Origin of the sequence: Erythrobacter sp. JK5, assembly GCF_018205975.1 — a bacterium.
In the GTDB taxonomy this organism is placed as follows: domain Bacteria; phylum Pseudomonadota; class Alphaproteobacteria; order Sphingomonadales; family Sphingomonadaceae; genus Erythrobacter.
On the sequence record NZ_CP073577.1, the window covers coordinates 2,244,739 to 2,264,609 of the forward strand.

At 68.0% G+C, this 19,871-nt stretch carries 22 protein-coding genes; 1 reads left to right on the plus strand and 21 read right to left on the minus strand.

Annotated features, from left to right (window positions below):
* Position 1: 1 nt before the first annotated feature.
* From KDC96_RS10845 to KDC96_RS10930, 19 genes are all read right to left on the minus strand, one after another.
* Positions 2-376 carry a hypothetical protein gene (locus KDC96_RS10845; protein WP_212448452.1) on the minus strand — a complete coding sequence of 125 codons (375 nt, stop codon included), beginning with the start codon at positions 374-376 and terminating at the stop codon, positions 2-4.
* Between the two features lie 6 nt (positions 377-382).
* Positions 383-1,816, minus strand: a complete 1,434-nt coding sequence (gene fliD, locus KDC96_RS10850) for a flagellar filament capping protein FliD (RefSeq protein WP_212448453.1) — start codon at positions 1,814-1,816, stop codon at positions 383-385.
* Between the two features lie 30 nt (positions 1,817-1,846).
* Positions 1,847-2,983, minus strand: coding sequence for a flagellar biosynthesis protein FlhB (locus tag KDC96_RS10855; RefSeq protein ID WP_212448454.1), 1,137 nt, complete (start codon positions 2,981-2,983; stop codon positions 1,847-1,849).
* Entirely contained in the window at positions 2,980-3,777 is a 798-nt protein-coding gene (locus tag KDC96_RS10860; protein WP_212448455.1) for a flagellar biosynthetic protein FliR, read from the minus strand. The genes KDC96_RS10855 and KDC96_RS10860 overlap by 4 nt, the downstream gene beginning before the upstream one ends.
* 6 nt (positions 3,778-3,783) lie before the next feature.
* Positions 3,784-4,056: a flagellar biosynthetic protein FliQ gene (locus KDC96_RS10865; protein ID WP_212448456.1), complete on the minus strand. Its 273-nt coding sequence runs from the start codon at positions 4,054-4,056 to the stop codon at positions 3,784-3,786.
* A 9-nt stretch (positions 4,057-4,065) separates the two neighbouring features.
* A complete protein-coding gene (gene fliP, locus KDC96_RS10870; RefSeq protein ID WP_212448457.1) occupies positions 4,066-4,866 on the minus strand; it encodes a flagellar type III secretion system pore protein FliP in 801 nt (266 codons plus the stop codon).
* A complete protein-coding gene (locus tag KDC96_RS10875) occupies positions 4,866-5,147 on the minus strand; it encodes a flagellar biosynthetic protein FliO (RefSeq protein ID WP_212448458.1) in 282 nt (93 codons plus the stop codon). The genes fliP and KDC96_RS10875 overlap by 1 nt, the downstream gene beginning before the upstream one ends.
* Positions 5,144-5,473, minus strand: a complete 330-nt coding sequence (locus KDC96_RS10880) for a FliM/FliN family flagellar motor switch protein (RefSeq protein ID WP_212448459.1) — start codon at positions 5,471-5,473, stop codon at positions 5,144-5,146. The genes KDC96_RS10875 and KDC96_RS10880 overlap by 4 nt, the downstream gene beginning before the upstream one ends.
* Complete coding sequence (locus tag KDC96_RS10885) at positions 5,470-6,381, minus strand: FliM/FliN family flagellar motor switch protein (protein WP_212448460.1); 912 nt, start codon at positions 6,379-6,381, stop codon at positions 5,470-5,472. Before KDC96_RS10885 ends, KDC96_RS10880 begins: the two co-directional genes overlap by 4 nt.
* A gap of 2 nt (positions 6,382-6,383) precedes the next feature.
* Positions 6,384-6,794: a flagellar basal body-associated protein FliL gene (gene fliL, locus KDC96_RS10890; protein ID WP_371815475.1), complete on the minus strand. Its 411-nt coding sequence runs from the start codon at positions 6,792-6,794 to the stop codon at positions 6,384-6,386.
* A 41-nt stretch (positions 6,795-6,835) separates the two neighbouring features.
* On the minus strand, positions 6,836-6,976 hold the full coding sequence (locus tag KDC96_RS16690; protein ID WP_371815476.1) for a hypothetical protein: 141 nt from the start codon (positions 6,974-6,976) through the stop codon (positions 6,836-6,838).
* Positions 6,977-7,010: 34 nt separating this feature from the next.
* Complete coding sequence (locus tag KDC96_RS10895; protein ID WP_212448461.1) at positions 7,011-8,336, minus strand: hypothetical protein; 1,326 nt, start codon at positions 8,334-8,336, stop codon at positions 7,011-7,013.
* 191 nt (positions 8,337-8,527) lie between these two features.
* Entirely contained in the window at positions 8,528-8,983 is a 456-nt protein-coding gene (locus KDC96_RS10900; RefSeq protein WP_212448462.1) for a hypothetical protein, read from the minus strand.
* Positions 8,976-10,304 carry a FliI/YscN family ATPase gene (locus KDC96_RS10905; RefSeq protein WP_212448463.1) on the minus strand — a complete coding sequence of 443 codons (1,329 nt, stop codon included), beginning with the start codon at positions 10,302-10,304 and terminating at the stop codon, positions 8,976-8,978. Before KDC96_RS10905 ends, KDC96_RS10900 begins: the two co-directional genes overlap by 8 nt.
* Positions 10,301-10,930 carry a FliH/SctL family protein gene (locus KDC96_RS10910; RefSeq protein ID WP_212448464.1) on the minus strand — a complete coding sequence of 210 codons (630 nt, stop codon included), beginning with the start codon at positions 10,928-10,930 and terminating at the stop codon, positions 10,301-10,303. The genes KDC96_RS10905 and KDC96_RS10910 overlap by 4 nt, the downstream gene beginning before the upstream one ends.
* Positions 10,914-11,957, minus strand: coding sequence for a flagellar motor switch protein FliG (fliG, locus tag KDC96_RS10915; RefSeq protein ID WP_249171760.1), 1,044 nt, complete (start codon positions 11,955-11,957; stop codon positions 10,914-10,916). The genes KDC96_RS10910 and fliG overlap by 17 nt, the downstream gene beginning before the upstream one ends.
* Positions 11,954-13,606 (minus strand): flagellar basal-body MS-ring/collar protein FliF, encoded by a 1,653-nt coding sequence (gene fliF / locus KDC96_RS10920; RefSeq protein WP_249171761.1) that lies wholly within the window; start codon positions 13,604-13,606, stop codon positions 11,954-11,956. The genes fliG and fliF overlap by 4 nt, the downstream gene beginning before the upstream one ends.
* A gap of 3 nt (positions 13,607-13,609) precedes the next feature.
* A complete protein-coding gene (gene fliE / locus KDC96_RS10925) occupies positions 13,610-13,975 on the minus strand; it encodes a flagellar hook-basal body complex protein FliE (RefSeq protein ID WP_212448465.1) in 366 nt (121 codons plus the stop codon).
* Positions 13,972-15,291 carry a sigma-54-dependent Fis family transcriptional regulator gene (locus KDC96_RS10930; protein ID WP_249171762.1) on the minus strand — a complete coding sequence of 440 codons (1,320 nt, stop codon included), beginning with the start codon at positions 15,289-15,291 and terminating at the stop codon, positions 13,972-13,974. Before KDC96_RS10930 ends, fliE begins: the two co-directional genes overlap by 4 nt.
* Before the next feature lie 249 nt (positions 15,292-15,540).
* Here KDC96_RS10930 and KDC96_RS10935 point away from each other — a divergent pair, with 249 nt between their 5' ends.
* Positions 15,541-16,359: a flagellin gene (locus tag KDC96_RS10935; RefSeq protein ID WP_212448466.1), complete on the plus strand. Its 819-nt coding sequence runs from the start codon at positions 15,541-15,543 to the stop codon at positions 16,357-16,359.
* Between the two features lie 96 nt (positions 16,360-16,455).
* Here KDC96_RS10935 and KDC96_RS10940 read toward each other — a convergent pair whose 3' ends face one another.
* Both KDC96_RS10940 and KDC96_RS10945 read right to left on the minus strand, forming a co-directional pair.
* Positions 16,456-18,906 (minus strand): HAD family hydrolase, encoded by a 2,451-nt coding sequence (locus KDC96_RS10940; protein ID WP_212448467.1) that lies wholly within the window; start codon positions 18,904-18,906, stop codon positions 16,456-16,458.
* A 47-nt stretch (positions 18,907-18,953) separates the two neighbouring features.
* A complete protein-coding gene (locus tag KDC96_RS10945) occupies positions 18,954-19,859 on the minus strand; it encodes a flagellar motor protein MotB (RefSeq protein ID WP_212452618.1) in 906 nt (301 codons plus the stop codon).
* Between the last annotated feature and the right edge of the window lie 12 nt (positions 19,860-19,871).

The following is a 19,871-nucleotide window of genomic DNA, read 5'->3' on the forward strand; positions in this document are numbered from 1 at the left end:
CCTAAGCTCCACGCGCCGCTGCCAATACGTCGGCGAGATCGGCGCGCGCGCGGGCGATCTCATCGCGGTCGGGGTGGGTAACGTTGCGCCGGATCGCCGCCGCGATGCCGCCGTAGAATTGCAGCAAATGCTCGCGCAGCGGATTGTCGTCGGCGACCGACTGCGCCAGCCACAGCGCGATCGCGTGCGCCCGCGCCAACGGCTCGCGCGGAGGCGAGGCGGGAGCGCGATCGAGCGCTGCCAGCGCCTGCCCCAGCGCAGCGACCACTTCTTCAAGGCATATCCGGGTCAGATCGCCGCTGTGCGATGCCTCGATCCGTGCGTCGAGATCGACCCGGCGATAGGCGGCGGCAGGGTTGCGAGAGAGCAGCTGCATCGTCGCCTACCGCTGGTTGGCGAACAGTTCGACCTGCTGCTCGAGGAAGCTCAGGGTCGATTGCGAAACCGCGATGTTCTGTTCGGCGCGGATCAGGTTGCGCGTCAGCCGCTCGCGCAGGTTTTCCTGTTGCACCGCGATCCGTTCCAGGCGCACGTCGTTGCGCTCGATCTGCGCTTCGTAGCGCTTGAGCGAGCCGCCGAGCGAGCCCGGATCGGTGATCCGCGAATTGGCCCGAGCGAGCTTGTCGAAGGTCGCGAACACGCCGAACACGCCGGTCGTGAACATCGCGGCGGTGGCCTCGGGGCTATCCGACAAGGTCGTATCGAGCCGCGCGGTATCGAGCCGGAACGTGCCGTCGCGGTTGAGCGAGAGCCCGAGATCGGCAAGCGTTCGCGGTTCGCCTACGCCAGCGTTAGGCATGACGGCTTCGCTGGTAAGCCGCGCCAGATCGCGCTTCAGCTCGCGCGCACCGGGATCGTTGCCCAGCGTCCCGCCTTGCGCTGCGGCGGTTTCCCCCAGCAGCCGCACGATGTCGTTCAGCGCGGCGACGAAGTCGTTCATCACCCCGGTAATCGCGCCGCTGTCGTTGGTGAAGGAAATGGTGGTCGGCGAACCGGTGTTGGTCGCCTTCAGATTGAGGGTCATGCCGTCCGGCAGGCCGGTGACGGTGTTGCTCGCGCTGCTGCGCTGGACGGTGTCCAGGGAATACAGCGCGTCCTGCGAAGTCTGGCGCAACTCGCCGGCATCGCTCGCCGGGCTCCAGGCGAGATAGGTGAGATCGCCCGGCGTCGACGCCGGGTTGGCGGCAGCGCTGGTCGGTTCGAGCACGAACCCGTTCGCCGCACCTTCCGCGCCCTTGATCACGAGCTGCGCGCCGCCGGTGCCGCTCGCCACGTATGCGTCGAGCCTGCCGCCGCTGGCGCTTCTGATCTTGCCCGCAAGCGTCGCCAGCGTGTCGGAGGCGTCGACCGCGATGTCGAGCGCGGCCTGCGCCGTGTCCTCGGTGAAAGTCGCGCCCGCGACAGTGCCGAACCGAAACCGCAGATTGCCCTCGCCGACGAGATCGCCCGCGCTCGCATAGGATTGCGACACCAGCGTCTGGCTGCGCGCCAGCTGGGTCACTTCGAGCGCATAGGTGCCGCTGGGATTGCTGCCTGCGGGGGTGCTGACACTGGCGACTGCCGGGTTGCCGATGCTCGCGCGCGGCGACAGGTCGCCGTTGCGGATGCGGTCCCCCAGCGCGCTGGCAAGGTCGTTGACCGAGCTGCGCAGCAGCGCAGCGGCGGAAATCCGCGCCTGCAGCGTTTCGTTGCGAGACTGCAGGTTGGTGCGCTGGAACGCGAAGCTGGCGTCCGACAGGTCGGAGGCGAGCTGCGCGAAATTCACGCCGCTGCCCGCGCCGAGCGCCGAGATGATCGATGAGCCGGGATTCTCCATGGCTCGAAGAACGGCCAATCACTGCGCCGCTTAAGGGGAAATCTCGGGCTTCCCGTCCGCATCGAACCGCAGTGTTTCGGGCACTTCGACGATCGGCATTCGCGGATCTTCGCCGCGCCTCAGCGACAGCACGAAGGCGACCAGCGCGGCGATCGCGACATACAGCTCCTCGCGCACCATCTGGTTGGCGCGCGTGGTGAAATAGACCGCGCGCGCGAGCTGCGGATAATGCAGCACCGGCAGCCCCGCTTCGCCCGCCAGTTCGCGCATCGCCAGCGCGGTTTCGCCGCGTCCCTTGGCCAGCACCACCGGTGCGGGCGCACTGGCCGGATCGTAGATCAGCGCGACCGCGAAGTGCATCGGGTTGACGATCACGAATTGCGCGTCCTTCATCGCCTTGCCGATGCTTCCGCGCGCGAGGTCGCGCTGACGCTGGCGCCGGGCCATCTTGACCTCGGGCGATCCTTCGGTCTGCTTGGCTTCGTCGCGCATGTCCTGGTGGCTCATCTTGAGCCGTTTGTTGCGCTGAAACCGCTGAAGCGGGTAATCGACCAGCGCGATCACCGCGAGGCCCAGCACCAGCAGGCCGAGCAGGCTCACAACCGTGCTCCAGGCATAGCCGACCTGCGCTTCGAGCGTGCTCCGCCCGAGACCGAGCAGGTGCGGCATGTTCACCAAAGCCCAGTAGGCCGCGATCCCGCCGAGCAGCGCGAGCTTGAGCACGCTCTTGCCGAGCTCGATCAGGCCCTGGATACCGAATATCCGCTTGAGTCCCGACAACGGGTTGATCCGCTTGCCCTTGAACCCAAGGTTTTCGGGCACCCAGCGCCCCTCGCCCAGCAGCAATTGCGATCCGGCGGTGATGGCGATCACCGCAATGCCGATCGCGAAGATCGGCGGCAGCAGCGCTTCGGCGGCGAAGGCAAACAGCGCGTTCGGGGCAAAGGTTTCGAGCGTGCCATGGTCGAAGCGCAAGCTCGCGTGCGCGACGCGGGTAAGACTGTCGAACAGCCACGGCCCGGCGGACAGCAGCACCGCGCCCCCGGTGGCGATCGCCGCCGCCGTGCCGACCTCCTTCGATCGCAGCACGTCGCCTTTCTGCGCGGCATCGCGCTTGCGCTTGTCGGTTGGCTCGAATGTCTTTTCGCCCGCGCTCTCTTCGCTCATCCCGCCGCCCCTCCGGCCAGCAGCAGATCCGACGACCGGACCAGCGCTGTCTCGATCAGCGCGGTGAACTGTTCGACCACGATCGGCATGACGACAATCAGCGCGGTGATCCCGGCAAGCACGCCGGCGGGAAGGCCCAGCGCAAACAGGTTGAGCGCGGGGGCCGAGCGCGAGATCACGCCGGTGACGGTCTGCACCAGCAGCAGCACCAGCACCACCGGAAAGGCGATCGCGGCGGCGGTCGCGAAGCCGTAGCCCATGAACAGCACGATATCGCGCCCGGCCACCTCGGCGAGCGCGAAGCTTCCGGCGGGCAGCACGCGGTAGCTTTCGATCAGCAGCTCGAACCACAACAGATGCGCGCCGATCGCGAAGAACAGCAGCGTCAGGACTAGGCCAAAATAGGTGCCGAGTGCGCCCGATTGCGCGCCGCTGTTGGGATCGATCGAAGTGGCGATGGCAAGGCCCATCGTCCCCGCGATCTGTTCGGCGGCGATCTGCGGGACGACAAAGGCAACCTGCAGCAGGAAACCGAGCGCGGTGCCGATCACGATTTCCTGTACCACCGCAACAACAGCAGAAAAGCTCATCATGTCAGGAAGTTCCGGCAACGGCATCCAGTTGCCGATGAACACCGCGAGCGCCAGCGCGAGCAGCGCACGCAGCTGAAACGGCACGGTCATCCCGCCCAACACCGGCGCGGCGAGCAGCGCGGCTCCGACGCGGATCGACAGGAACAGCACCTGCCACAGCTGCTGATCGAGCGGTCCGAAACCGGGATCGAGGATGCTCATCGCGCGCTAGATCGCGATCGCCGAAATCTGCGCGAAGATCTCGCGCAGGAAATCGCCCAGCAGCGCCATCATCGTCCCGCCCAGCACCACGAATACCAGCGCGACGATGCCCAGCTTGGGCACGAAGGTCAGCGTCTGTTCGTTCACCGAAGTCGCCGCCTGGATGATCCCCACGAACAGGCCGACCACCAGCGCCGCGATCAGCACCGGCCCGGCAATCAGCGCGGTGACCCATAGCGTTTGGTCGGCCAGGGCGAGGAGTTGCGCGTCCTGCTGCATCGTCCCCTCCTATTGGGCGAAACTCATCGCGAGGCTGCCCATCAGCAGTGCCCAGCCATCGACCAGCACAAACAGCAGCAGCTTGAACGGCAGCGAGACGATCGTGGGCGACAGCATCATCATGCCGAGGCTCATCAGCACGCTGGCAACCACCAGGTCGATCACGAGAAACGGCAGGAACAGCATGAAGCCGATCTGGAACGCGGTCTCGAGTTCGCTGGTGACGAACGCGGGAAGCAGGATCGAAAAGGGAATGTCGTCGGGATTGGCGAACGTCGCCCCGCCCGCGAGATCGGCGAACATCAGCAGGTTGGCCTCGCGCGTCTGGCGGATCATGAAGCCGTGAAACGCCTCGCCCGCGCTGGCGATCGCAGCATCGGCGCTCAGCGCGCCGCTGGCATAGGGTTCGATCGCTGCGGTGTTCACTGCCGACAAGGTCGGAGCCATCACGAACAGCGACAGGAACAGCGCCAGCCCGACCAGCACCTGCGTCGGCGGGGAGCCCTGCAACCCGATCGCCTGCCGCAGGATCGAAAGCACCACGAGGATCCGCAGGAAGCTGGTCATCATCAGCACCAGCGCGGGCAGGATCGTCAGCAGGCTCATCACCACGAGCAGCTGCAACGAGAAGCTCAGCGGGGTGGAATCGCCCGCCCCGTCTCCGCCCAGCGCGCGCTCGATCGCGCCGCCCACGCCCGGAACGGAATCGGCTGGCACGGGAAGCGCCGCCGCGTAGGCTGCATCGGGCAGCGAAAACATGGTTAAGGCGCCCAGCATCAATGCGCCTGCAAGGTAAAGCGCGCGGGCCATCAGTCTCGCTCCGGCCCGGCGGTGCGGGCTTCGGCTTCGCCGAGCCGCACCAGACCCTGCCGCGAACAGCCGAGCAGGATCTCGCGTCCGTGAAACCGCACGACCGCAAGCTTTAGGCCCGGCGCGAGCAGGCTGGTTTCGACCAGTTGCAGCGCGCGCTCACCGCCCTGCGCGCCGACCATTCGCCCTTGCAGATAGCGTGTCAGCCTAAGGCTGCCCCAGATCAGCAGCGCAAGCAGCGGCAGCAGCAGCGCCAGCCGGGCAAAGTATTCAAGCATCATTGGTCGCGGCCCGCTTCGTCGAGCGGCGGGACCTCTGGCTTCGCTCGACCGGTGTCGGCGGCGGGTGCACCGGGAGTATCGTCGCCCGCAAGGCTGACGATCCGCAGCGCGAATCGCCCGTCCTGCGTGACCACTTCACCCTTGGCGATGATCCGGCCGTTGGCCGTGACGTCGAGCAGTTCGTCGGTCAGTCGGTTGAGCGGGACGACGCTGCCCTCGCCGAGCGCGAGCACCTCCCTGAGCGGCATGTCGGTGCGGCCGAGCTCGACCGACAGGCGCACCGACACGTCGCCGAAACGGTGCAGCGCGGGATTGTAGGCAGTCATCGGGTGGGTGCTCCCTCTGCGATACGGGTGAGACGGATCGCGAGGCGATCCTCGAATGTGCCGACATTGCCGTGGGCAAAGCGCTGCGCGCCGATCCGCAGGGGAATCTCGCGCGGCATGGCGATCGGAATGCTGTCGCCAGGGGCGAGCCGTTCGAGCCGCGAGAGCGGCAGGTCGAATTCGGTCAGCACTGCCTCGATCGGCAGCGGCATCGCGCCAAGGTGGGCAGCGCCGCCGTCGGTAGGTCCGGATGCTTTGCGACTTGCGCCTCCCCCTTCACCTTGTCCGGGGAGAAGGCTGTCCAGCACGGTCTTCGTTGCCGCCAGAAGCAAGTGCCAGGTCGAGCCTCCCGGCTCGCCCAATTCGATCTTGAATGCCGCGCAAGACGCCGAAGCGCCGAATGGCTTCAGCCGGGTTACGTTTTCCCGATGGAAGATAACGTCGCATTCGCGTTCGACCTGCTCTCCGCTTGCCAAGACAACGCTTTCGGCGACGATCGCTGCCAGCTGATCGATCAGCAATCCTGCCGAGCGGGTCAGCTGCTCGAGCGGGTCCTGAGGCATTTCGCCGGTTCCGCCGAACGAACGGTCGGTCAGCGCAATCGTCGTGGCCAGATCGACCGACAGCAAGAGCTGTTGATCCGGACCTCCGCAGCGCAGCAAGCTGTTGGCCGCCACCGGGCCTATCCGTTCGAAAATCTGCTTGCCGATGAGCCATTCGGGTTCGCCAAGGCTGGCAGCAATCCTGGCACCGCCGAGAAGCACGCCAGTGCGCTCCGACAGCGCCTTGCCTACGTCGCGGCGCCAGGCGGCGATGACCTCCGCGCGCTCTTCGGGCCGCGGGTCACGTGCGGTCAGTTCGGCACAATGCTGCGCCAGCGCCCGCTCGGGAGCGAAGGTCTGGGCCATGTTCATTGGACGAGGAACGCTTCGAAATGAACCGCATCGATGCCGCCGAAGCCTTCGTGCTCTTCGAGCACGGCGTTGACGGCAGCGGTCAGCCGCTTGGCCAACTTGTCGCGCCCTTCGGGGGTGTACACATCTTCTTCCGGGGTGGCGGCGAGCTGGACGAGGATCGCCGAGCGGATCGCGAGCTCGTGGCTCTTGACCCATTGCAGCACGCGCCCGTCGCGCTGGGTCGACACCGCGAGATCGACCTGGATCAGACCCGGCGAATTGGCCAGGTTCGAGGTGAAGCTTTCATCGAAACTGTAATAGGCGGTGCGAAATTCGCTGCCGCCTTCGCCATAGACCGCGCCGTCTGCTTCCGCGTCGCCCTTGCCGGCGGCCGGGGCATAGGGATCGGCATCCCCCTTGCGCACCAGCTGCGGGACCTCGGGGCCGGTATCTTCGCTCCCGCCGATCAGTCCGGCAGCGAATGCACCATAGGCACCCCCGCCCCGGCACCGAGCATCAGCACCGCGACGATAACCATCTTCAGCATCCCGCCCTTCGGCTTCGCCTCTTCATTGTTGCCCTCGGCCTTGTCATTCGCCTTGGCCATGATTTCCTACCTCCTTGACTGTGCGGTGAGCAGCTCACGCGAACAGCCCACTGCCGTCGGCGCTCGCCGCCCGGCTCTCATCCGCCTGGCTTCGACCCGATTGGTCGGTGCCATGCTGTGCGTTCCCCTGCTGCGGCAAACGTGGTTGAGGCGACCCTTGCGAGGACCCTGGGGAAGACCCGTAGTTCGCTCCCGATCCGGAGAACGCGGCGGTGTTCTGGCCCGTGCTTCCGTGTTCCTGCCCGCGCTGGTTGTGGCTGGCCGCCGTGTCACCCGACGCGGCCATGGCGCGCTCCGCGAGCGCGGACTGGATCGCCGGGACGAACCCGGGGTCGCGGCTCGACAAGGACGCTCGCAGGTCGCCGGCGGCGGTATCGAGCCGCATGTTCACGAGACCGAACTCCCCGTGCCGCATCAGCACTTCGGGCCGCACGCTGCGGACGACTTCGCGAATGTCGGTCAGCGCCTCGATCGCGCGCTCGATCTGCGGGGCGATGCGCTGGTCGATCCGGGTTTCGGCTGCGGGAGGAGCGGGTGTCGCAGTCGGTTGTGTGGCCAAGGCGCTAGCGGTCGGCGATGGGGAGCCGGAGGTGGGCTGGACGGCTTCGGAAAGGGCCGCTGCCGCGCCCGACGAATGCGGCGCAGGAAGGGGAGCCTGCGCCGGATCGCTGCTCGCGCGCGGCATGCGCGAACCGAGCGAGGGTTCCGTGTCCGCTTCACCATCGACCGCGAGAATTGGACGAATTACGCGGCTCTCGCTGACGTTCCTGGCGTGCGACGGTATCGGGGCGCGCGACAGGGGCAGCGGCGAAACGTCTTGCCCTGCCTCGGACGCTGGCGCGGCGCGCAGGGGGAGCGGCACGATCTCCGGCTCGGGGTCATGCTGCTGCAGATCACGCGACTCCGAAAGCGCTGTCGCCCGAGGCACGGCAGGCGGCAAACCCCTGAAATCGGTGAGCACCGGCAGCGCCGGGTCAATCTTGCGAGGTTGGGTCGCCGTCGGTGCGATCGGTTGTCCGACTTCCGTTTCGGCGATCGCTGCAGGTTGCGGAATCTGCTGCGGGGCAATGCTGGCGATCGCCGGCACGGGGTCCGTTGCTTCCAGGCCTGCAAAGGACGGCCGGATGGAGACCTCTTGGGCAATCGCCTGCACCGGTTCCCGCGAAAACCGAACATCCGGCGGCGTGATCGTCGACCTTGGCCGGGCTTGCTCGCGACCGCGCGCGCCATCGGGGGAGTGTTCGCTCGCGCTCGACCCGCTCGGCAGATCGCCGCCGCCTGCAGGCAGGGTCTTGCCGGGAACCGGCAACGTCGGGGGCTCGGGCAGCGCGACCAGCGTGGCTGCATCCGCCGGTGCCACGACTGGCTGCGGAACCTGCGGGGGAGCCAGCGCGGAAGCCAGGAGATCGCTGAAACCGGCGCGAACCGGGGTTTCCGCGGGGTCGTTTCGGACAGCCGGGCCTGTCCCGTCGCCCGCTGTACCAGCGCGTCCGGGCCGCGAGGCGGTCTTCGCGGTTGCAGGGGTCGAGGGCAAATCGGGCAAGGCAGGGATCATCGCGGGTTCCTGGTCTGGTGGCGTTCATGCCCCTGCAGTTTGCGTGCCAGTCCGCCGTCGGTCGGGCGCGAGCGCGCTTCGGCGGCCTGGATGGATGCACGGCGCGCTTCGAGCGCGCGATCCTCGAGCCGCCTGACGCGGTTTTCGACCCCGGCAAGCGCGTCGGCCTGCCATGCGGCCTGCAGCCGCGCATCGTCGCGCTTGTTTTCGGCCTGTTCGGCGAGTCTGGCGATCGCCGCCGCCATCGCGCTCAGTTCGCGCAGGTCACCCGCTTCGCCGACGACCTTGCGGCCGCTGTAGTCGCGCGCCATGGCTTTGCTGCGCCGCGCCAGATCGGCGCTGCGCGCTTCCTCTTCGATTGTGCCGGCAAGCGAAGCCATCGCTTCGCGCCGCGCGACCCGCGCCAGCATCAGCTGGCGTTCGGCAAGCCGCAGGCGGCGGCGCTCACGCATCGGGCACGACCCGGAGCAATTGCGCGTGCGCATCGGCAAGGTTCACCGCCGAACCGCGCGGTTGCTGCAAAAACGCGTCGATCGGCCCCGAAAGCTCCAGCGCCCGATCGAGCACCGTGTCTGACCCGGCGCGATAGGCACCCATCATCACCAGGTCGCGGTTGTCCTCGCGCGTCGCGATCAGCGCCCGCAGGCGCCGCGCCGCTTCGGCGATTTCGGGCATAGCGAGGTCGTGCATCACCCGGCTGAGCGAAGCGGGAACATCGATCGCCGGGTAATGCCCGCGCTGTGCCAGTTCGCGCGACAGCAGGATATGCCCGTCGAGGATCGCGCGCGCGGTGTCGACTACCGGGTCGGAGGCATCGTCGCCATCGGCGAGCACGGTGTAGAGCCCGGTCACGGCCCCGCCGGTGCGCGCGGAATTGCCCGCGCGTTCGACCAGCTTGGTAATTGTCGCCAGCGCCGAAGGGGGATAGCCGCGCGCCGCACCCGGTTCGCCGAGCACGAGCGCCAGCTCGCGCGCTGCATGCGCGACCCGCGTCAGGCTGTCGAGGATCAGCAGCACGCGCTTGCCCTGCGCGCGGAAATATTCGGCAACGCTGGTTGCGTATTGCGCCGCGCGCAGCCGCAGGTTGGGCGCATGGTCGGCCGGCACCGCCACCACCACCATCCGCCCGCGCCGCGACCCGGCCATGTGCCGCGCGACGAAGTCCGACACCTCGCGCGCGCGCTCGCCGATCAGCGCGACCACGGTGACATCGGCCACCGCGTGGCCCGCGATCGTATCGATCAGCACCGATTTGCCGACCCCCGACCCGGCGATCACGCCCAGCCGTTGCCCGACGCCCATGGTCGCCAGCGCGTTGATCGCGCGGATTCCGCAATCGAACGGCTGCATCACCGGGGCGCGTTCGAGCGCGCCCTCGCGGTGCCCGGCCAGCGGCCAGCTGTTGCGGCAATCGACCGGTGGTCCGCCATCGATCGGCGCGCCGAGCCCGTCCACCGCCCGGCCCAGGAGCGCCTCGCCGACGCGGACCGTGCCCGGCTCGCCGCAGGCGCGCACCACCGCGCGCGGTTGCAGCAGCTCCGTATCGCCGAGCAGCATCATCAGCGAATGCCCCGCGCGAAACCCGATCACTTCGGCAAGGCTCTCCCCGCCGTCCTCGGATTCGACCGCGCCGAGCGAACCGATCGGCAGCGGCAGGCCCGCCACCTCGATCAACCCTCCATCGCAGGCGATCACCCGCCCGGTCAGCACCGGGCCGCTTGCGACCGGAGCGCTGCGCATCCGCGCCAGATCGAGCTGCAATTCGGCGATCATCCGCGCACCGCCTCGGCAATGGCGCGGCGCCATTCTGTGGGCCCATCGCGCACCGCGCCATCCGCCCCTTCGAACAGCAACGCCCCGCGATCGAGCGCCGGGTCGGGCCGCACCTGCCAGCCGGCCAGCGCGCTCTCGCCGATCAGCGCGATGTCGTCGGGATGGAGGTGCAGCGCGGCGTGGCTGGCCGCGCTGCCGATCCGGCTGGCGGCAGCCTGGCAGCGTACGAGCAAGCCGTCGCAGTCGAGCGCGCTCGCTTGGAGCACCTGCCCGCACAGCGCGACGACCGTGTCGGCAAGTTCGGAGGCAAGACTGTCGAGCGCTGCCTGATCGAGCGCGCGAAACGCCAGCCGCAGCTCCCGCTGATGGCCGATTTCGATCGCGGCCTCCGCTTCTGCCGCCGCACGGCCTGCGGCCTCGCCCTCGGCAAAGGCGCGTGCGATGGCATCCGGCTGTTCGTCGACGTGCGATTGCTGTTCGAGAGGTCCGTGCCCGCCTGATGGCAGACCGGATGCGTACGGCGCGGCCTCGCGGAAGCCCTCTGCTTCTTGAAGAGCGGTAAGCCAGCCGGGAAGCCCGCGTTGGTCGCCGCGCGCCGCGGCAATCCAGTCAGACGAATTCGCCATCGTCGCTTCCGATCACGATCTCGCCCTGATCGGCGAGCGAACGCGCGACCTCGACGATCTTGCGCTGCGCCACCTGGACCTCGCTGCGCGCGAGCCGTCCGCGCAGCTCGATCTCGTCGCGGATACCATCCGCCGCGCGGCTCGACATGGCGGCGAAGAACGGCGCGCGCTGTTCGTCCTTCAGACCCTTGAGCGCATCGACCAGCGCTTCGTTCTCGACATCGCGCAACAGGCGACCCATCGCCTGCGGATCGAGTTCGAGCAGCATTTCGAAGGTGAACATCTCCTCCTCGATCGCTTCGGCGAGTGCCGGGTCGAGCTGGGCGATGGTCGGCAGCACCGTGCGCGCCAGTTCGCCCTCTGCGAGATTGATGAGGTTCGCCGCCTCGCGCGGGCCGCCGAGCACCAGTGCGCTCGATCCGAAGCTCGCGCCGATGCGCTGCGACAGCAGGCTGTCGATCATCGCGATCGCCTGCGAGGAAATCGGGCCGATCTTCGCCACGCGGGTGACCACGTTGGCCTGCTTGTCTTCGGGCAGCGCCGATAGCACTTCGGCCGCCGGTTCCGGATCGAGCATCAGCAACAGCGCCGCAATCACTTGCGGATGTTCGTCCTCGACCAGCTTGAGCAGCACATTAGGGGCGAGCCAGCGCGCCATTTCGATGCTGCGCGGGCGGGCCTCGGGCTCGATCCGCTGCATCATGCTTTCGGCCTTGGTGCTGCCCAGCGAGCGTTCGAGCAGGCTGCGCACCTGCACGCTGCGATCCTTGGCCGGAAGGACTTCGCGATCTGCCTCGGACACGAAATCCTGCAACGCCTCTGCGATACCCGGCTGATCGACTTCGCCGAGCGCGACCATGGCGCTGCCGAGCCGTTCGAGTTCGTTGGGGCCTAGCCGTGCGAGCAGATTGGCCGCTTCCTCGTCGCCGAGCAGCATCAGGAACACCGCCGCGCGATCGATCCGGTTGAGCAGCGGGGCCGGTGCCTGTGCATCAGCCGGTTGCTCGATCTCGTCGGCACCGGTCACGATCGCGATCCTTCGGCGGGCGGCTCGAGCATGCGCTGCAACGCCTCGACCGCGCGCTCGGGCTGGGCAGCGGCGAGCCGCCGTGCCAGTTCGACCTGCTGCGGCAGGTCGCTCTGCCCGGCTGTGGCAGTATCACCCGGTAAAGCCCGGCGCTGCGGTTCGCCGCCCTGGCCGGAAAGTGCGGCGGTGGCATCCGCAGCCGCGTCTTCGTCGTCATCCCGTGCGCCGCGAAGTCTCGCAATCAGCGGACGCACCGCGAGCAGCAGCACCAGCAGCACTGCCAGCAGGGCCGCGCCATAGCGCAGCGCCATCGCGAACCAGGGCTCTTCGTAGAAGGCCAGCGGTTCGATCTCGCTCGCTTCGAATGCGCTCACCACCACCTGCACCTGATCGCCGCGATCGGCATTCGCGCCGACCGCCGCGCTGACGAGGTTCCGCACCTGCTCGGCGGTCAGCGGGGCGGCAGCCTTGAGCGCCTCTTCGCTGATCGCCACCGCCACCGACAGTTTCACCAGGCCGCCGGGCCGGGTCGCCGTTACCGCGACTTCGCGGTCGAGCTCGTAATTGCGCTGCGCCGCGCTTTCGCTGTCGGTCGGCACGGCACCTCCCTCCACCGCTCCGGGCTCGGGCGCGCCGTCGACCAGTTCGGCGTCGGGAGGCGGGGTATTGGCGGTGACGCCGGGTACGCCGCCGACGCCGTTCGCGGCGGTCCTGGTCGAATTGCGCTCGCTTTCGCTGCGGACCACTCCGTCGGGCTGATAGGTTTCGCGCGCCGAGGTGATTTCATTGTGGTCCAGTTCGACCTGGACCTGGCTCGAAAAGTTGCCTTCGCCCAGCAACGGCAGCAGCAATTCGCCCAGTTGATCGCGCAGCTTGGCTTCGAATTCGCGCTGCAAGGTCAAGCCGTCCAGCGACGTGTCGCGCTCGGAAGACAGCAACCGCCCGTTCTGATCGACCACCCGCACCGCATCGGCCGTCAATCCCGGCACCGATCCTGAGACGAGATTGACGATCGCCTCGACCTGGCTTTGCGACAGCGTCCGGCCGCTCACCAGTCGCACCATCACCGAAGCGCTCGGCGCATTCGCGTCGCGCACGAACACCGACCGTTCGGGGGTGGCGAGATGCACCCGCACGCTTTCGATCCCGTCGATTTCGCGGATCGTCAGCATCAGCTCGCGTTCGCGCGCCATTTTCAGCCTCTCGCCTTCAAGCGTGCGGCTGCTGCCGAGCGGGATCGAATCGAGCATCTCGCTCGCCCCCTGCGGCGCGGCAAGTCCGGCGTCGCTCGCGACCAGCATGCGCGCGCGATAAAGATCGTCTTCCGAGACGCTGACCATCCCGGTGGCGCTGTCGATCGCGTAGCCGATCCCGCCGCTTTCGAGCGTTTCGACCACCTTGGCGCGCTCGCCATCGGTGAGGTTCGAATACAGGACACGCTGCGGCCCGTCCGCGATCGCCATGTAGAGCGCGGCGACCGCCGCGATTGCGCCAACCCCGACGATCGCGGGCATGGCCCGCCGGACCGCAGGCTGGTTGGCAAGGTCGCCGAGCCGCGCGCGCCAATCGGGCGCGGGGGCGAGGTTTCGGGATGTCGTCGCCGGCAAGGCTTGCCCATCGGCGGCGACCGGAAGTGCTGCGTCGGCCACTTATCAGCTCCCCATCCGCATGATGTCTTGGTAGGCGCTCAGCAGCTTGTTGCGGACCTGCAGCGTCGCTTCGAACGCTACCCCCGCTTCCTGCCGCGCGAGCATGACCTGCGCGATATCGGTAACTTCGCCGCGCTCGTAGGCGGCCTGCATGTCGGACGAGCGCTGTTGGACGGCACTGACCTGCTGCAACGCATGGCCGAGCGTGTCGCCGAAATCTGCGACCGGCGGCGCGGACGGGCCCGATCCGCTCGCCGGCTGTACACCGGCGGCATCGCGCACATCCTTCAGCGCCTGGCTGCGCGCCAGCACTTCCTGCCGGAGGGCGAGGATATCCTGCAGCCCTGAAGTCGGCCGGATCGTGGTCATGCCCCGGCTCCCGCTGCGATCAGGCCGGATTCACGCATCGAGGCGAGCCGGTAACGCAGCGTGCGCTCCGAAATGCCGAGGCTGCGCGCGGTCTTCGCGCGGTGCCCGGCATGCTCGTCGAGCGCGGCGAGGATCGCCTGTGCTTCGGATGTAAAGGCCACCTCCGATAGCGATCGGTTCGCCGTACCGGTCGCGCCGAGCGAATTTTCTCCATCGACTATCCGCACCGCCTGATCGAACACGACGTGCTCGGAGCCGATGCGCTGTTCTTCGCCCGCCAGCAGGATCGCGCGGCGGATAACGTTTTCGAGCTCGCGGACATTGCCCGGCCAAGCGTGCGTTTCCAGCAGCGCCAGCGCCTGCCCCGATAGCCATTGCGGCTGCCCCTTACGACAGGCGTGGCGCAGCAGCATTCCGAAGGCGAGCGGCGCGATGTCGCCGCGCCGGTTCCGCAGCGCAGGCAGCGCCAGCGGGAACACGTTCAGCCGATAAAGCAAATCTTCGCGGAACCGCCCGGCATCGACTTCCGCGCTGAGCGTCCGGTTCGTGCAGGCGACGATCCGCACGTCGGTTGCAACCGGCTTGGTCGCGCCCAGCGGCAGCACTTCGCCTTCCTGCAGGGCACGGAGCAGCTTGGCCTGCAGGGCGAGCGGCAGTTCGCCGATCTCGTCGAGCAGCAAGGTCCCGCCGTGGGCGGCGCGAAACAGTCCTTCGCGCGCTTCGGCTGCGCCGGTGAAGGCGCCCTTGCGATGGCCGAACAGCAGCCCTTCGAGCATCGCTTCGGGCATCGCCGCGCAATTGACCGCCACGAACGGCCCGTCGGCGCGCGCCGACATGCGGTGCACGAACCGTGCGAACACTTCCTTGCCAGTTCCGGTCGGACCTTCGAGCAGCACCGGAATTTCGCTTTTGGCGATCCGCTCGGCCAGGGTCAGCAGCGCGAGGCTCTCCTCGTCGCCCGCGATCGGCCAGCCGCCCTGTGCGGCACAGGCGACCAGCGCCGATCGCGCCGCAGCGGGAGCCGAATTCTCGTATGACAGCGCGAACCGGCGCTCGCCGAGCCGCACCAGGGCCGGGGTTTCCGCCCGCCGCAGATCGATCTCTACAGTGTCCGCGCCGCGACCGCCGGGGGTGCGTTCGAACTTGCTGTGCTCTCCGAATGCCAGCCGTCCCGCCTGCCAGGTCGTGCCGAGCAGCGGCAGGGCCGGGGCGAGCAGCGACCGATGGCGCGCGCGCAGACCGGATTCTCCTTCGCACGCGAAGTCCTGCGGGTCGGCGGCGTTAACGATCGGCATCGAGCCGGAAGTGGTCCTCATTTCCCTCACCCTGGTTCACCTGTGGTTGCTGGGTGGAAAGAGATTGCCGCCGTGCCGGACAAGATACGGCAAATTTAAGACCCCGTAGGACCCCGTATCCTCGCGCGCATGCGCCGGGTCCTGTCTTCCCGTCGAGCAGCGAGGCTGCATGAAAATTCAGCCCCTTAAACAATCGGGCCGATGGTCGCTCTTAGCCCCAGCAGCTGCGTGCCCCTTCGCACTGCACGGACCAATCGGGAGTTTGAAACAATGTCAGTCATCAACACCAACATCTCGGCCCTGCGGGCGCAGAACGCGAGCATGCAGGCCAACAAGATGCTCGGCGACGCGATGGAGCGCCTGTCGACCGGTCGCCGCATCAACAGCGCCAGCGACGACGCTGCGGGATTGTCGATCGCGACCGGCTTCACCTCGGCCATTCGCGGCATCAACCAGGGCATCCGCAACGCCAATGACGGCATCGCGCTGGCCCAGACCGCCGAAGGCGCGCTGGAAGAAGTCACCAACATGCTGCAGCGCGTCCGCGAACTGGCGATCCAGTCGTCGAACGGCACGCTCGACGCCGAAGACCGCAGCTTCCTCGACACCGAAGTCACCGAACTTTCGGCCCAGATCAGCGACATCCTGTCGAACACCACCTTCAACGGAGTCGCCCTGTTCAGCACCACCAGCGGCACCGACGTGTCGGTCGACATCGCGATCGACGCCGGACGCACCGTAACGCTGACCAGCACCGCGATCGACGGCGCGAACCTCTCGGCCACCGCGCTCGACGTATCCTCGGCAACCAACGCGGCGACTGCGGTCACCAATGTCGATGCTGCGCTGAGCGATGTGAACACGACCCGCTCTTCGCTGGGTGCGGGGCAGAACCGCCTCGACTCGGCGATCAACAACCTGACGACCACGGCGTCCAACCTTGCCGACGCCCGGTCGCGGATCGAGGATGCCGACTTCTCGGCCGAGTCCACAGCGCTCGCAAAGGCGCAGATCCTCGGACAGGCGTCGACTGCGATGCTGGCCCAGGCCAACCAGTCGCAGCAGAACGTCCTCTCGCTGCTGCGGTAACCACCCCCCGCCAGGCACCGCGTCCGGGAGCCGGCAGGCGAGCCCGGGGCCGAAAGGTCCCGGGCTCTTGCCGTTGTAGATGGATGGAAAGAAGAGCTAGGCCGCAGCCGAGCCGAGCCGCGCGATCGCGCTCTGGGCGAGACCCGTTGTCCGCGCCAGCTGGAGCGCCGGATCGCCGCGCAGGCGCAGCGGTCGCACCACGATCTCGATCATCGCCGGTTCGTCCAGTTTGGGCAGTGCCTCGGGTTCGATCAGCAGCAACGCGGTCTCGCCGAGGCATTCGAATATCCCGGGCGCGTGTTCGGTCATGGCGTCGAACCGCGCCGCCACCGGGATCGGGACGGCATCGTTCTGCGCCCCGCCCTTGAGCGAACGCACCGGCGCGCAGGAAATCCCCGCCACCTCGATCCATTCGCAGGCCGCGCCCAGCTGCACCGCGACTCCCGTCCCGCCCTCACCCACCGGCACGCGGATCGCGGCAAAGCCATCATGCGTGGGGAGCGCCTGAACCTGCGCGTGCGCGCTGCCCTGCGCCCCGACGAAGAACGCCGGAATCTCGAGGACGGACGGCGCGTAATCCTCGTAGGTCAGGCCCAGCCCGAAGCGCTTTTGCGCGAACAGCGCCAGGCGGGTGCTCATGTCGGCTTCGGCAAGCTCGGCGGGCAGGTACATCCGCGCCGAGCCTTTCATGTAGAACAGCCCGCGACGGCGCATCCCTTCCCGCGCGCGATCGGCATCGAACAGCGGCACCATCCGCGCGCTGCCCATGTTGATGTCGTGCTCGAAGCTCTTGACCACCTTCAGCTCATCCGGCTGCGGCAGGAACATGAATCGCGCCAGCGCCGCCGCCGCGCCTTCGCGCCAGGCACGCTCCCGGTGCGGATCCGCTACCCGGACGATCGGCGGGTCGAGCGCGGCCCGCGCAAAGTCGCAAACGCCCGCCTGCACTGCGTCGCGCACCGCGCTCTGCGATCCCTTGAGTCCACTGGCGGTGCGAATGGGCTCGCCCGTTTCGCTGTAGTCGGTGACCGATCCCAGTTCGCAGGTAGACAGCTGTTCGAGCACCGCCACGTTGCCGCACAGCGCTTCGCAGAATTCGGGCTCGAAATGGGCTTCATCGATCAGGCCGCGCTTGTCGAGACCGCTTGCCGCCATCTCGCGCAGCAACAGGTATCGCCCGGCGACATGCACGTCGAACGCCTCGGCGAGCAGCGCATCGACCCGGTTCTGCGCCGAACCGTTGTAGCCGAGATCGACCAGCATCAGCGTATCGCCCGGCTGCGGGTCGACCGCCGCGCGCACGTGCTCGACCAGCCGGTCCGCCATCGCGCGGGCACGCCGCAGCGTAACCTTCTGGCGCTGGCCCTTGCGCAACTCGGCGAGCAGCCGCGTGCTTGCCTTGGCTTTGTCTTCCGCGCTCTCGGCGCGACCGACAAGCAGCTCGATCTCGCTTTCGGTCATCAGCATCTGCCGGGCGAGCGTGGCCGGGTTCAGACCCTGTTCGAGCGCGACGTGCCGGTCATAGGCTTCGCGCGAGGTCAGCGATGCAGCGGTAGCCGTAAAGCGGCTGATTTCGACCGGCGCGGAGCGGGTCGCCGGGCCGCCGACCCGGTTGACCCGATGCGACAGGTGCCCGTCGCGCAGCATGAACAGCCAGTGGACCGTGCCGCCCCGCGCGGATTCCAGCGCCTCCGCCTCGCGGCGCAACCATTGATCGAAAGCGTGGAACAGCGGGCCGAGCACGGCGAAGCCGAGCCGCCTGGCGGGATCCGCGATGACCGGTTCGTCGCGGGCGAGCAGAGCGCGATGCGGCTGGAGACCGCGAATGCCCTGCCGCGCCTCGCCCGCCAGCTGTCGGCATGCCCGCTCGAACCGCAGGCGCCGGGCGGCCGCGTCGCCGAACTGCACGAGGTGCAGCGCCGGGATGCCGAGCGCTCGCGCCCCTTCGTAATCGGCGCGCAGATTGTCTCCGATATGCAGCACTTCGTGCGCACGGCACCTGGCTGCCTTGAGCGCGTGGGCAAGCAGGCCCTGGGTCTTCGATATCCCGGCGGTAGAGGAGACGATGATCGTGTCGATCAGCCCGGCGACCTCCTCTCCCGCTGCCGTGGCGATCAGGTCGCGCAGCTGGTCTGCATCGAGATAGGTGTCGCTGACGATCGCGACACGGATTCCGCGCGCCCGGGCGGCGCGCATCAGGTCGACCGTCGGCGCAAAGGCGAAGCATGCGCGCGCTTCGGCAGCGAGTTCGCGTGCGATCGCGGCATGGAGTTGCGTGTCGTCCGCACCGGGCAGGGCATGCGCGTAGATCGCCGGGAGCGTCACTTCGCTGCGCCGGTTCCACGTGGTTTCGGCCTTGCGCGCCTGGGCTTCGCCGCCCATTCGCTGGCCCGTCGTCGGTTCGCCGAGTTCGCCGAACAGGTCCGCCGGCGCATGGCAATCGCGCCACAACAGCGTATCGAAACAGTCGAGCGAAAGCACCCTGATCCCGGCGGGCGCGCGGTCGAGCGCGTGGGGCAATTCGTGCGGCAGGATCGTGTCGGTCATCGTGCTCTCCGGAATGTCTCTGGAGCGCACGGCTAAACAGGTATGGTTTACCGCTTCGGTGCCCGATCCTCAGGGGTTTCACCTGGTCGCGACGCGAGGCGGGCGGGCGATCGGGCCTGATCGAGCAGCAGCACCGATATCCGGCGGTTGCGCGGATCGGTCGGATCGCCCGCGATCAGAGGTTCGCGATCCGCCACCCCCTCGATCCGGGCGAAACGGGCTTCGCTCAGCCCTTCGAGCATCAGCGCCTGGCGGGTCGCTTCGGCGCGCCCGGCCGACAGCGACCAGTTGTTGGCGACGATCCCGTCGCGCCACGGCAGCGAATCGGTATGCCCGCGAACGATCAGCTGCGCGGATTGGTCCTGCAGGGTCTGTCCGATCACCTCGAGCAGCGCGCGCGCCTCTCCGGTGAGAATCGTGGTGCCGAGCGCGAACATCGAGAAATCGGCGTCGTCGACCAGATCGATACGGATGCCCTCGGGCGAGCTTTGCACCCGCACCTGACGCACCAGGTGCCGGACCCGTTCGTTCTCACGCAACCGCTGTTCGATCTCCTCGCGGATCTTCTGCATCTGCTCGGCTTGCTGTTCGCCGCGCCCGCCGCCCTCGACCGGCCCGCCGCTGGCCGCGCGCGGAATGGTGATCGAGCGGGTGCCGGTCTGGCCTGCGGCGTTGGGATAATTGTCGACATCGGTGATCGAACTGCCCCCCAGCATCCCGTCGGACCCGGCGCTTTGCTGACGCAACTTGACCAGCGTCGGGGTGAAATAGTCGGCGAGCCCCTTGCGCTGGTCCTCGGTGGTCGCGCCGAGCAGCCACAGCAGCAGGAAGAACGCCATCATCGCGGTCACGAAATCGGCATAGGCGACCTTCCACGCACCGCCGTGATGCCCCCCTTCCTCGATCGTGATCTTCTTGACGATGATCGGCGGAAGCGCGGCGGCAGCCGCCAGAGCTTCGCCCGA